The organism is Thermoanaerobacterium butyriciformans (assembly GCF_017874545.1).
Lineage (GTDB): Bacteria > Bacillota > Thermoanaerobacteria > Thermoanaerobacterales > Thermoanaerobacteraceae > Thermoanaerobacterium > Thermoanaerobacterium butyriciformans.
Window position 1 is genome coordinate 23,888 of the sequence record NZ_JAGGLT010000035.1, and the last position, 13,472, is coordinate 37,359.

14 protein-coding genes and 3 riboswitches are annotated in these 13,472 nt (G+C 34.0%); of the genes, 6 read left to right on the plus strand and 8 right to left on the minus strand.

The window, feature by feature from the left end; translation table 11 throughout:
* Positions 1-55 precede the first annotated feature (55 nt).
* A riboswitch (Fluoride riboswitch) is annotated at positions 56-119 on the minus strand.
* A 46-nt stretch (positions 120-165) separates the two neighbouring features.
* From cysK to J2Z80_RS13145, 3 genes are all read right to left on the minus strand, one after another.
* Positions 166-1,098 carry a cysteine synthase A gene (gene cysK, locus J2Z80_RS13135; protein WP_209454789.1) on the minus strand — a complete coding sequence of 311 codons (933 nt, stop codon included), beginning with the start codon at positions 1,096-1,098 and terminating at the stop codon, positions 166-168.
* A gap of 153 nt (positions 1,099-1,251) precedes the next feature.
* Positions 1,252-1,476 (minus strand): copper chaperone CopZ, encoded by a 225-nt coding sequence (gene copZ, locus J2Z80_RS13140; RefSeq protein ID WP_209454790.1) that lies wholly within the window; start codon positions 1,474-1,476, stop codon positions 1,252-1,254.
* A gap of 76 nt (positions 1,477-1,552) precedes the next feature.
* Entirely contained in the window at positions 1,553-2,716 is a 1,164-nt protein-coding gene (locus tag J2Z80_RS13145) for a geranylgeranyl reductase family protein (RefSeq protein ID WP_209454791.1), read from the minus strand.
* Between the two features lie 104 nt (positions 2,717-2,820).
* Between J2Z80_RS13145 and J2Z80_RS13150 the strand changes: the two genes are divergently transcribed.
* The 4 genes from J2Z80_RS13150 (at position 2,821) to J2Z80_RS13165 (ending at position 6,276) form a co-directional block, all read left to right on the plus strand.
* Entirely contained in the window at positions 2,821-3,147 is a 327-nt protein-coding gene (locus J2Z80_RS13150) for a YtrH family sporulation protein (RefSeq protein WP_209454792.1), read from the plus strand.
* Entirely contained in the window at positions 3,144-3,587 is a 444-nt protein-coding gene (locus J2Z80_RS13155) for a sporulation membrane protein YtrI (RefSeq protein ID WP_209454793.1), read from the plus strand. Before J2Z80_RS13150 ends, J2Z80_RS13155 begins: the two co-directional genes overlap by 4 nt.
* A gap of 92 nt (positions 3,588-3,679) precedes the next feature.
* A riboswitch (SAM riboswitch) is annotated at positions 3,680-3,788 on the plus strand.
* Between the two features lie 63 nt (positions 3,789-3,851).
* Positions 3,852-4,769 (plus strand): homoserine O-acetyltransferase MetA, encoded by a 918-nt coding sequence (metA, locus tag J2Z80_RS13160; RefSeq protein WP_209454794.1) that lies wholly within the window; start codon positions 3,852-3,854, stop codon positions 4,767-4,769.
* 151 nt (positions 4,770-4,920) lie between these two features.
* Positions 4,921-6,276, plus strand: coding sequence for an APC family permease (locus J2Z80_RS13165; protein WP_209454795.1), 1,356 nt, complete (start codon positions 4,921-4,923; stop codon positions 6,274-6,276).
* Between the two features lie 37 nt (positions 6,277-6,313).
* On the opposite strand, the gene J2Z80_RS13170 is transcribed toward J2Z80_RS13165, so the two are convergent.
* The 5 genes from J2Z80_RS13170 to J2Z80_RS13190 all read right to left on the minus strand — a co-directional run bounded on the left by J2Z80_RS13170 (position 6,314) and on the right by J2Z80_RS13190 (position 11,337).
* Positions 6,314-8,245, minus strand: a complete 1,932-nt coding sequence (locus tag J2Z80_RS13170) for an acyltransferase family protein (RefSeq protein ID WP_209454796.1) — start codon at positions 8,243-8,245, stop codon at positions 6,314-6,316.
* Positions 8,246-8,518: 273 nt separating this feature from the next.
* Positions 8,519-9,265, minus strand: coding sequence for a cysteine hydrolase family protein (locus tag J2Z80_RS13175; protein WP_209454797.1), 747 nt, complete (start codon positions 9,263-9,265; stop codon positions 8,519-8,521).
* Positions 9,266-9,357: 92 nt separating this feature from the next.
* A complete protein-coding gene (locus tag J2Z80_RS13180) occupies positions 9,358-9,780 on the minus strand; it encodes a PaaI family thioesterase (RefSeq protein ID WP_209454798.1) in 423 nt (140 codons plus the stop codon).
* A 25-nt stretch (positions 9,781-9,805) separates the two neighbouring features.
* Entirely contained in the window at positions 9,806-10,372 is a 567-nt protein-coding gene (locus tag J2Z80_RS13185) for a sigma-70 family RNA polymerase sigma factor (RefSeq protein ID WP_209454799.1), read from the minus strand.
* 284 nt (positions 10,373-10,656) lie between these two features.
* Complete coding sequence (locus J2Z80_RS13190; protein WP_209454800.1) at positions 10,657-11,337, minus strand: C40 family peptidase; 681 nt, start codon at positions 11,335-11,337, stop codon at positions 10,657-10,659.
* Between the two features lie 5 nt (positions 11,338-11,342).
* Positions 11,343-11,460: riboswitch (cyclic di-AMP (ydaO/yuaA leader) on the minus strand.
* A 152-nt stretch (positions 11,461-11,612) separates the two neighbouring features.
* Here J2Z80_RS13190 and ku point away from each other — a divergent pair.
* Together ku and J2Z80_RS13200 are read left to right on the plus strand one after the other, a co-directional pair.
* Positions 11,613-12,422, plus strand: a complete 810-nt coding sequence (gene ku / locus J2Z80_RS13195; RefSeq protein WP_209454801.1) for a non-homologous end joining protein Ku — start codon at positions 11,613-11,615, stop codon at positions 12,420-12,422.
* 3 nt (positions 12,423-12,425) lie between these two features.
* A complete protein-coding gene (locus J2Z80_RS13200) occupies positions 12,426-13,349 on the plus strand; it encodes an ATP-dependent DNA ligase (protein WP_209454802.1) in 924 nt (307 codons plus the stop codon).
* Positions 13,350-13,472 lie beyond the last annotated feature (123 nt).

Here is a 13,472-nt window from a genome sequence, read left to right on the forward strand (position 1 = left end):
CTCCTTAGCAAATTAAAATAACAATGGAATATAAAAAAGCCGACAGCCATCTACATTATCAGTAGAAGCCATCAGCTTTTCAGCAATTTAAACGAGGGAGCTTCATCCTCTTTTTTGTTGTCAAATATATTATATCATTTTATCTTTCTATGTTAAAGTATCTTTTTAATCTTGATACAATGTCGTCGAGAGATATCTTTCTCCTGTATCAGGCAGCAATACGACTATCGTCTTGCCTTTGTTTTCTGATCTCTTTGCAATCTGAGTCGCTGCGAATGCGGCTGCACCTGATGATATTCCAACTAATAATCCTTCAGATTTTGCCAATGCTCTTGATGTCTCAAATGCTTCATTGTTTTTAACTTGGTATATTTCATCAATGATTTCTCTATTCAAAACATCAGGTACAAATCCTGCACCTATACCTTGTATCTTATGTGGACCAGGTCTTCCACCAGATAGAACTGGAGAATCAGCAGGCTCAACTGCTACAATCTTTACATCAGGTTTCCTTGATTTCAAAACCTCACCAACACCTGTAATTGTCCCACCTGTGCCAATGCCTGCAACAAATATATCTACATTGCCATCAGTGTCTCTCCATATTTCTTCTGCTGTCGTCTTTCTGTGTATTTCTGGATTGACAGGGTTTTTGAATTGTTGCGGTATAAATGCATTTCCGTACTGTTTTGCCAGCTCCTCAGCCTTTTTTACAGCTCCAGACATGCCTTCTGGGCCAGGTGTCAATACTATTTCAGCGCCAAGCGCTTTAAGCAAATTTCTCCTTTCAATGCTCATAGTCTCAGGCATAGTCAATATTAATCTGTATTTCTTAGCCGCTGCAACAAAAGCCAGCGCTATTCCTGTATTGCCACTGGTTGGCTCAATAATAACAGTGTCTTTGTTTATAAGCCCCTTTTCTTCTGCATCTTTGATCATAGCATATCCGATTCTGTCCTTTACGCTGCTTAATGGATTAAAATACTCTAATTTTGCTATAAGCTTTGCTTCAAGATTATTTTCTTTATTGTAGTTTGATAATTCCAATAGCGGCGTATTGCCTATTAAATCCGTAAGGCTTTTTGCAATCTTTGACATTATATCCTCTCCTTTAAATTATACTATTCCGATTTGATTTTATGTAATTATTATATAGCAAAAAAAGCTTTTTGTAAATAACATTTTTTTAACTTTATTATACAGCAAATATAAAAAAATAACCGCATTAGCGGTTAAACATACATGAAAATATTAAGCTTCATATCCTGCGTCAATAATCGCTTTTTTCATGTCATCTATAGTAACTTTTTTAGGATCGTATGTTACAGTGACATTGGCCTTACCCAAGTCTACTGTCGCTTTTGACACTCCATCAAGTGCATTTAATGCTTTCTCTACAGTCATTTTGCAATGGTTGCATGACATGCCTCTGACATCAATCGTGACAGTTTCACCTTTTGAACCAAACAAACCCATATTTAATCTCTCCTTTCATATACTCATAAGGGGTATTACCTATAAATAGTTTAATTTAACTGCATCTTGATGTCAACTATTTTATGTTCACATCTCTTTCTACTTTCATTTTCGTCTTAGAGCTCATTACCCGCAGTGCATACATTGGAACTTTTAATTTAAAATTCATATATGTATTATCACCCATCATTATATCTACAAAGTATGATAGCACATTAGGAAAATATCTTACTGATTTTTCTATGAAATCCATGTTATTGTACGTAAATTGCGCTAATCTGTATGCCCAACCAACATCTGGCACAACTTCTCTATTGAGTCTAAGAGTGTATTCATCCAATCCACATTTTCCACTGAAATGCTTTTTTAGAACATCAAATGATATGTCTGCAGTAAGCAAAGCATTGTATATTCCTTCGCCTGTAAATGGATCAGCAAGCCTTGTAGCATCTCCAACCAGTATTATTCTATCGTTATTAAATACACCATCGCTCCCATCAGGAAACGACAACTGATGACCATAAATTTTGCAGTCTTTTATATTTCTGTCCACATTTTCCTCTATCATTTTAGATAACATTTCTTTTATGTCTGAAACTTTGTTTAAAAAAGTTCCGACACCAATGGACAATCTATCACCTTTAGGGAATACCCATCCATACCCATATCTTATTGCGTTGAAATCCACTACAACTTTTCCTTTTAATCCATCGATTAAGCTATTATCGACGTATACTTCACCTTCAAGTGCTATGCCTTTTTTGCCATTTATTAAGTTTGCTTTATGTGCCACATTGCTGTTTATTCCATCTGCACCTACTAAAACCTTTGTCTCATATTCACCCCTGTCTGTCACAACGACAAGTCCCTTATCATGCTGATAAAAGTCATAAAATAATTCACCATCATGTATTTCACACCCATAATAAGCTGCTTTATCTATTAAATATTTGTCAAATTTAGTCCTATCTACCTGATATATTATAGGCTCACCAGTCTGCAAAACAGTCTGTTTGCCGTTAGGAAATTTAAAGATAATTTCATTGGTAATATCTTCTACGTATTGGCTTATATCAATATCTAATAATTTGTAACACCTTTTAGTTATTCCGCCACCGCAGGCTTTGTACCTCGGAAAAACATGCTTTTCTATCAACAATACCTTATATCCTTCTTTAGACAGCTTTCTTCCTAATGTAGATCCTGCAGGTCCTCCACCAACAATAATTACATCATACATTTCTTTCACCTCTAAATTCAATTATAATTGCAATGCTTAACAAATAAAAGTTGCACATCAGATATTTTAAATTTGATAAGCATATAAATATATGAGGTGGTTTTATGTTAATAAAAATATTCAGAATTTTTTTCATACCATATTTTACATCCCTTGGTGTAGTCGTTGGTGGTACTATTTTAGGTTCTCTTTCATCCCTTTTCATATTTGAGTCTCCCATAAAAATAATTAATTCCATACTGAAAGATATAAGACTTTGGGCTATACTGGTGGGGCTTGGAGGATCTTTTACTACAATAAGAGGTCTTGAAATTGGTTTTAGCGGTGAATTTACACAGCTAGCAAAACAAGGATTAATTCTTTCTGGTGCTTTTCTAGGTTCTTATTCCGGATTTAAATTGATTACCTGCATAATAGGTGAATTCAAATGAATAAAATCACATCATTCGTAAGTGTCTTTTTAATAGGTGTAATTATAGGGGGAGCAATTGTAAATGTGGTAAATGGCATTGTGATCGAAAAAATATCATTTGAGAGAGATGCATATAAATTAAACAATGCAGCACTAAATGAAAAAATAGAAAAATTGAATGAATCATTAAAGAATCAATCGTATAGAGTAGTAACTGATATAAAACCTTATGTATCTAATAGTGACAGTAAAATCAGAATAGAAGTTGAAAAATATGTTAATGAAAAGTTGAAAGATATTTATGGAAAGCAAGTTGAAAAAATTAATCCAGATTTAATTTTTAACATATTCGATGGTCGAATTCTATCTATTGAGAATAAAAAAGTATCTTTAAAAGTAAAACACATTGTAGTAAGTACGACAATAGAAATATACATAACCGCACAGATAAATGAATAAATGAAGGAAAAATAAAGAGCAAGTTAACTTGTTATTGACATTGATAATTAACGAATATATAATTAATTTAACAATTTAATATTATAAATCAAAACTCATCAAGAGTGGTGGAGGGACTGGCCCTGTGAAACCCGGCAACCGTCATATTTTTATGAAAATGGTGCTAATTCCTGCAAAGCGTTTAGCTTTGGGAGATGAGAAGATGTGAGTATTTACGCCTCTTCTCAGGAGGCGTTTTTATTTTACGCTTAAGGAGGTACAAAAATGCCAATAAAAATACCTGACGGACTACCTGCAATTGATATTTTAGCTAAAGAAAATATATTCGTAATGGCTGAAGAAAGAGCGATTCATCAAGACATACGGCCACTAAAAATCGCAATCTTAAACTTAATGCCTACAAAAAGCGTCACAGAAACACAGCTATTAAGACTTCTTAGCAATAATCCCTTGCAGATAGATTTAACATTTCTATATACCGTCTCTCATAAACCTAAAAACACTGCACCAGAGTATTTAGAAACTTTTTACAAAACATTTGATGATATAAAATACGAAAAATTCGATGGTCTTATTATAACAGGAGCACCGGTAGAAACTTTGGACTTCTCGGATGTTGATTACTGGCATGAGCTTAAAGAGATAATGGAATGGAGTAAACACAATGTGTACTCTACATTTCATATTTGCTGGGGTGCTCAAGCTGGTCTTTATTACCATTACGGCATTCCTAAATACCCTTTAAAAGAGAAAATGTTTGGTGTATTTCTGCATAAAGTATCCAAAAAAAATGTCGATTTACTGCGGGGTTTTGACGACGAATTTTATGCTCCCCATTCCAGATACACAGAAGTAAGAAAAGAAGATATCCAATTAGTTGATGAACTCGAAATACTAGCTGAATCAGATGAAGCAGGGCTATATATAATAAGCGCAAAAAATGGCAGACAAATATTTGTCACAGGCCACTCTGAATACGATCCATTGACTCTAAAATCTGAATACGAAAGGGATCTAAAAAAAGGCATACCGATAAAAATACCGAAACATTATTTCCCGGGAGATGACCCCAACAATGAACCAATTGTAAAATGGAGAAGCCATGCAAACCTGCTCTTTTCAAACTGGTTAAATTACTACGTATATCAAAAAACGCCATATGACATAAACACCATTGAATAGACAATATATTTGTGCAGGAATAGAGATGTCGATAATCTTCTATTCCTGCATATTTTTATATATATCCTGCAAAATTATTCATTGACTTTTTTACTGCTCTGTGCTAATTTAATTATGCTATTTTAAAAATTTATAGAAAGGAATCATATATATGAACAAAACACAAAAGCTCAAAAAAGACATTGGCCTATTTATCGCCACAGCACTTGTGACAGGTAACATGATGGGTTCCGGCATATTTATGCTTCCAGCTACATTAGCATCAAAGTCCGGTCCCGGCGCAACAATACTTGCATGGCTTATTACAGGCATAGGGTCAATCTTCTTAGCATTATCATTTGCAAACCTAGGCTCAAAGATTCCAAAGGCTGGTGGTCCGTATGAGTACTCAAAATTAGCTTTTGGCGACTTTATAGGTTTTATAAATGCATGGCTTTACTGGAATGGTTCATGGATCGGAAATGCTGCCGTTGTCATAGCAGTTGCCAGTTACTCAAGCGCTTTATTCCCGATTTTATCGCAAAATCATTTAGCCGCTTTTTTATACACAAGCGCTATTTTGTGGATTTTTACAATCGTCAATATAATTGGTGTGAAAAGGGCAGGTTCGACTCAGACAGCCATAACTGTCTTTGAGATTTGTTTATTCCTATTTTTTATAGCTGTTTCAGCTATACATTTCAAAACCAGCAATATCATGCCTTTGTTTCCATCAGGAAAGGGCATAAATACACTGTCTGCAGCAGCCACTTCCACATTGTGGGCATTTGTAGGACTTGAGACTGCGTCGATAACTGCTGAAGAGATAAAAAATCCTGAAAGAAATGTGAAGTTAAGCACAATATTCGGAATATTAATAGCTGTAGTGATGTACCTTGCAATAAATATTTCTGCAATGGGTGCCATGCCTCAAAACGAATTAGCAAAAAGTGCTTCTCCAATAGCAGATATACTTAAGCAGTTTTTAGGTAAAAGCATAGCAACTGTAATTATTGTTGGCTCTGTAATAAGCGTTCTTGGCACGACTGTTGGATGGCTTTTATCAACAGCCCGCGTGGCATATGCAGCAGGAAAAGATGGATTGTTTCCTGAGATTTTTGCTAAAGTGCACCCAAAATACAAAACACCTCACACATCATTGATTATAGGATCTATCCTGGTTAATCTGCTGTTGTTGATGAACTATACAAAGTCTTTAGTTTCAGCCTTTACATTCATAATATTGCTGGCTACACTTTCTTTCTTGCCTGTATACGCTTTTACAGCAGCATCTGAAATCATGCTTCTTATAAAAAGAGATAAAAAGGTCAATGTGTTAAGCTTTATCAAAAATTCTATTGTTCCACTTTTAGGGTTTACTTACGCAATATGGACAATATACGGTTCAGGAGCAGAAACCGTCATGTACGGATTCATAATGCTTATGTGTGGCATACCATTTTATATATACATGAAATACAAAAATTCCATCAAATTGGATGAGGTTAGAAAAGTTTTAAAAAATTAAAAGGGCTGCACTTTTGCAGCCTTTATTTATTCATTATCTAATTACTATCTGTATTGTTGTCTTTTATCGTCTTTGCTATAAGCGAAGCAAAGTATTTTGCTCCAGAAGGCTCCAGGTGTACTGCATCTGGTGAAAAGAATGAATCGTGGCCATAACTTGCTTTATACCAATCAATCAATGTTGTATGCGGATATTCAGAAGATACTTTATCTAATGTTTTATTTACCACACTTTCCCATGGCCGAGGAACACGCACATTCACTAATATTATATGTTTTACAGGTTCTGCAGCTTTTAAAAGGGACAGCAGTTGATCTTCTGTAAAAGGTCCATTTGTACCTAACTCGACTATCAATGTATCGCTAATTTTTCCCTTTGCCTTAAGAGATTTTACGACATCTTTCGCCTGATACATCTGGCGTCCCACTTTACCATCTATTGTAATTCCGGGAAGCATTTCTTCCAAGTAAGGCTTTGTATCGATCAATATAGAATCACCAATAATCGTTATCCCTTTACCGTCCTGAATCTTAACATCAGTCTGCCCACTATCATTTGACTCTACACTTGAGTCTGCCTTTCCACCTTTATATGGATAATATTTTATATCCCTCCTATTATCTGGTACATTAGAACTGTCTTCTTGTACAATACCATCACTTGTAACATCCCTATTTTCTACATAAGATGGTGAAACATTTGTGCCATTTCCACCACCATTGGAGTTTAAAGATACTGACGCATTAGCAGGCATTATCCCGCTCATTCCTGCTATAAATATGCACATTAAAACTGTAGACACTATAACTAACACGGATGCTTTCAATTGAAGCAATATTTTTCCTTTTCTAAGCCTTAAAGATTTTATATCCTGAATCATTCTTTTAAGTGCACCATGCCTAATAGGATCTTCTATATATCTCCATGACAAGGCAGATATAAGTATAATCAAAAATATCTGAAGTACTGCCCGTATTGGATTTATACCTTCTGTATCAACTGCTGGACTAGTCAAAATGAGTACAGGAAAATACCAAAGATATACACCATAAGACCTTGCACCAAGCCATCTTAAGGGAAAACATCCCAATGCCTTACCTAATAAGCTATCTTGATGTGCTGATACCGCTATTGTAACCGCAGCTACTATAGATAATAAAAACATTCCACCTCTGTATACAAAAGTATCATATTGATTAATATAGACAAACATCAAGAAAATGGCTAAAATTGACAAAAATCCAATTACGTCCAAAATCAACCTTTTATTTCTTGAAATATTGTTTGAAAGCTTATTACTTGGCAAAACTAATGCTAAAGCCGATCCTAAAAGCAGCCCAAAAGCACGTGTGTCAGTCCCATAATAAACACGGCTGGGATCCATACCTGGCTCATACAGCATTCCCATGGCCAAAGCAGATGCTATAGAAAGCAGTAAAGTCAAAAACACAATATATCTTTTTTTCTTCAAATATTTAAATAAAATAATCAAAACAAGAGGCCATATAAGATAAAACTGACCTTCCACAGCTAATGACCATAAATTCCCAAATGTGGACGGAGGACCAAATTTTGCAAAATAGGAAACTTTGTGAAAAATTAGCCACCAGTTATTAATGTACAATATACTTGTTATTGCATCACCTTTTATAGATGCTAGCCTTCCAGGATCAAATAATGTAACATAGCAAACCACCAAAACTACCATTATAAAAAGTGCAGGAAATAATCGGCGCATTCTTCGTATCCAAAAATTTTTTAAATCTACTTTGCCGCTTCTTTCCCATTCAGCAGAAATTATATTTGTTATCAAATATCCAGACAAAACAAAAAATATGCTGACACCCAAAAATCCACCCTGCATGAAGTTTAAATTGAGATGATATCCTATGACAGCAAGCACAGCTATTGCACGAAGGCCATCAAGTCCTGCCATATATCTCACATTACTGTTTAAAGGCTTTGGCATCGAGATCCCCTCCTAAAGTCTGATTCCCTTATCTTCGCATAAATAATATGTATATCTAATGTTATATTTTTGAATAAAATACAAAATATTACAAAATTCTTCAATATATCTCATAAACAACCTTTTTTCTTTAATCCATTATATATTATCAATATTACAAAAATATTACAACATATAAATAAAATATAAATATCTCATAAATATTTATTAATAAAAAGAGCTCTTTATACGTTTAAAAGAGCTCTTAACATAACATTACTATATTGATTTATATTATTCTTCCAGCAACTCTTTAACAATGTTTATACCATTGAGCTTCATATGATATAGAAACATCACATGTGTCAAATCACCATCGTGTGGAATAATTTTAAGCCTTTCAGCAGTTTTCACACTTATATCATAAGTCTCAACACAATTTTCTGGCACAATGACATTAATTCTTAAATTGTTGGCATTTGCAATCATCTTTATAGAAATTGCTGTCTGATATACACATAAATCGGTGCAATTTCCAACAATGATAAAAGTAGACTTTCCTTCTTTAAGCATGCTGACTATCTTTTTTAAAAACGAGTTCCCATCGTCAAATTCTCCACCAAAAAACACATTTAGTGAATTTTTCTCATATATCTGTGGCTGTTCCTTTATTATCTCTAAAAGTTCTTCAACGATAGAGCTTTCATCAGTTCCTTTTACGCAGTGCTTCGGATAATCGGCAAATTCCGTAGCTTCTATTGCATGGGCATCATTTATAAACAGTATATTTTTTATGCCCATTCTGTAAGACGCATTTATCAAATTCTTTATAGGTTCTATTATGCCTCCAATTCTAGGACTTGATAGTAAACCACTTTTGCAAAAACCATTTATCATGTCTACCACAATCAATGATACATTGTCAGCATTTCCGGCATCATTTATAACCGTACTAAGCTTCATATCATCCAAGTTGCCATAAAAGTCAAACAAATAATTTAAAAAAGGTCTTGTATTGTACAAAAAACTATCAAAATTCATTTAAGAAACCTCCTTCCATTTAATTAAATATATATTATTAATTTTATATCAAATTATATACCAAAAAAAGAGGCTTTAGCCTTAAAGCCCCTTTAATTTAGACTATAAAACGTCTCCCTTGCTGACGCTACTAGTTTACCATCTTGGTTGTAAGCATCACATACAGCGACAGCAGTAGATTTTCCTAAGTGAATTATCTTTGCAAAAGCATCAATTTTATCCCCGACCTTAACAGATTTTATATAGTTTATATTCATTTCAAGAGTAACCATATTTCTTCCCATCGTCTTTGCTGCAATTCCCATTGCCGTATCCATAAGTGAAAACACCACTCCTCCATGTGCAATCCCAAAAATATTTAAATGTTTCTCTAAAATTATAATTTCCATTGTAACTTTACCGCTATCTAGCTCAATTATATCCATTCCAATTAGATTATGATATTGTGCATTCTTATTTGATTCAATTATTTCTTTGAATAGATCTTCGTTTATGCCATTATTCCTTACTTCCAAACTTTTACCATCCTTTCATGTCTTTTTACATAATTATATCATTTTTTATCGTAAATCTTAATCTCTCTATAGCTCGGTTTTTTAATTTTACTGCACTTTGATATCCTATACCTACCTCTTTTGCTATTTCCACCAATGATTTTCTATAAAAGAAGTATAATAAAATTACATTTTTTTGCTTTTCCGTCAGGCTATTTAAGGCATCTTTCAAATCTTTCATTGAAATACCTTTAAAAAACTCCTCTTCTGGTGATAAGCCGTCACTTTCCAACAAATCTATTATTTCATCGTCATCATCATTAGCTTTTGCATTCAAAGAAAGGCTAGGCTTCCTCTTTCTATACATTCCTAAAAAGTGAAATTTAAGCTGCATGCTGGCATATGCTATAAATTCTCTCCCCTTCTTCTCATCAAACTCCTTTATGGCTGTAATCAGAATTTCTCTTCCATCTTGAAGCATGTCATTAAAATCGTCATAAGGAAATTTTTTAGCAAGTGATATCAAAAGAGGATTAAACTTGTTTAAAATTTCCACAGTAGAATTTTCATCACCATTTTTTGCTTTAAAGCACAGTTCATTATAGCTTATCATTATCTACACCTCACTAAATAGTGAGGACCGGTCCTTTTCAGTGCTGCACTGTGCTTTAATTATATTATGCGAACATACGTTTTTCTAACTTTGATTTTTGAAAAGTCTATATATGGAATTGCAAAAGTTTATTGTGAAAATTACAAAATTGATACTAAAGATATAAATAATTTTTCTCTGACTTAGCAAGTCTACTACAATTAAAAACTTTTAAAAAAAGAACACGTATATGTTGCAGCTAATTAACATATACGTGTTCTTTCACTTTAGCAATACGCTCTTTCTTAATAATATCTCCTTGCACCTATATAGTAAGTCCTAAACCACCCGCTAAAATTATCATATGCTGCCTTCTTTGAAGAATCGCTCATATGTATCAAGCGATTATTACCTATGTATATTCCTTCATGTGTAGGCCCTTTACCTGACGTAGAGAAAAACAGTATATCACCAGGCTGTAAATCTGATAAGCTTACAGGCCTTCCACCAGCATACTGATCGTATGTAGTCCTGCCGATGCTTTTTCCTGCCTGCTTATATACGTATTGGACAAAGCCAGAACAGTCAAAGCCAGCAGGTGTCGTACCACCGTATACATACGGTGTCCCTAGATACCTTTCCGCAATGCTAACTACGCTCAAGTTTGATGTGCGATCATAAGCACCTCTGGATGAAACTCCACTTGCAGTTGTCCTATTTAAAACAGCCTCTGTCGCTGGTCCCACTATACCATCAGGAGATAAACCAAATCTCTTCTGCAATGCAATAACAGCACTTTTTGTCTTGCTGCCGAAAATACCGTCAATACCACCTGTGCTATAACCAAGTCGATTCAGCGTTTGCTGCAAACTAACCACTGCTTGTCCTCTTGAACCATATTTTAAAAGCTCCATTGCAAACGCACTTGGTGCTTGCATAAGTGTTATTGACACTACTGCTGTTGCAACTATTTTTTTGTAATTCAATTCATTCATCCTCTCTTTATGCCTACGAGGTTAGTTGACGGGTTCGGTAAAGAGTAACCCTACCGCATACGCGGATTCACCCCAAAGATATCCCCCGCTCTTTCGATTAGGCATATTTTTTTAATAAATTTAATAAAAAATTTATATTTTTAATAATTACTTAATATTATACAGGCAAAATCAATCGAAGTCAATGTGATACCATATTTTACCTGTAATATAAAGTTGTACGTGCACATAATAATATTGAACTATTAAAAATGAGGTGTTAAAACATGCGTTCAATGTGGAAAGGTGCCATAAGCTTTGGTTTAGTCAGCATACCTATAAAACTCTATGCAGCAACAGAGGACAATTCAGTTCATTTCAGACAGCTTCATAAAGACTGCAAATCACCTATCAAATACGAAAAACTCTGCCCTGTCTGCAACAGACAAGTATCAGAAGATGAAATAGTTAAAGGATATGAATATGAACCAGGAAAATTTGTCATTATCGATGAAGAAGATTTAGAAAGAATTCCGAAGTCAACAGTTAAGACGATAGATATTCTTGACTTCACAGATTTAAATAAAATCGATCCAATCTATTTCGATAAAACATATTATATAGCACCAGATGAAATCGGAGCAAAGCCATACGTGCTTTTAAGAGATTCTATGAAAAAATTAAACCGTGTTGCAGTTGCAAGAGTTGTTATACGTTCAAGACAAGATTTAGCTTGCATCAGAGTTTACAACGATGACTACATGGTGTTAGAAACAATGCATTTCCCTGACGAAATAAGAAATACAAATGGGCTCCCACCGATTCGCAATGTAGACCTACATGAGAATGAAGTAAAAATGGCGATTAAGCTTATAGATACGTTGACATCTGAATTTTCGCCCGAAAAATACGATGATAACTATAGAAAGGCCTTAATTGATATAATTGAGTCAAAAATACAAGATAGAAAAATTGAAATACCTGAATCACCAAAAGAAGAAAACGTACTAGATCTTGTAAGCGCATTAAAAGCCAGCATAGAATCGGTAAATAGCGAAAATACAGCAAAAAAGACTAAAAAGAAAAAAGGTGCATAAAGGATGTCAATGATAGATAAAAAAATCCCACCTATGCTAGCAGTATCAGGTAAAGTCTTTGATGACCCAGATTGGTTGTATGAAATCAAATGGGATGGCTCTAGAACTCTTGCATTCCTCTCATCAACAACTAGGCTGCAGGATAGAAGGCTTGTGGATGTAAGTCATCAATTTCCGGATCTCATGAATCTTAACAAATTTATCAAGGCTAATGAAGCAATACTTGATGGAGAATTAATAGTCTTAAAAGACAATAAGCCAAATTATAGAAGCATAATGATGCGAAAACATCAACAAAATAAACTAAAAATTGATCTTTTAAGTAAATCTAATCCCGCAATGTTTATAACTTGGGATGTAATATATTTTGATGGAAAAGAGCTTTTAAACTATCCGCTGATTGAACGTAAACAAATTTTAAGAAAAGTTGTCATTGAAAGTAATCTACTAAGAATATCAGATTATATATTTGAACATGGAAAAACTTTATTTGCAGAAACCGGCAAAAATCATTTAGAAGGTGTAATGGCCAAAAAGGCAGACTCAAAATATTATTTAGGAAAAAGAAGCAGACTATGGCAAAAATTTAAACATCACATAGTATTAAATGCTGTAATATTAGGCTATAGGACAGATAAAACAGCACTAGTGCTGGGACTTTACAATGAAGAAGGCAAACTTGTACACATCGGAAATGTAGAATCTGGCATTTCGCAGAAAGAGCTTACAGCATTTATGGAGGTAGCAAAAGATATAAAAGTTAAAAATAATTTTTACGGTGCTAAAATAAACAATGTTCAATGGATCATGCCTGTGCTTGTTTGCAAAGTAAAGTTTATGGAGTGGTCAGAAAATCTTAAAATGAGAGCTCCATCTTTTTTAGAGTTTGTTTATGATGCACGACCTTATGAATGCAAATTCATGTAAATCAATTGAAATAAGCTAATTATTGATTTAAAATAAACATCATGCTTTGACAGCATCACGATAAACGAAAACTATCACGATAGACAGTAGGAATCGTGGTATAATTAGAGTGTACGGCACAGA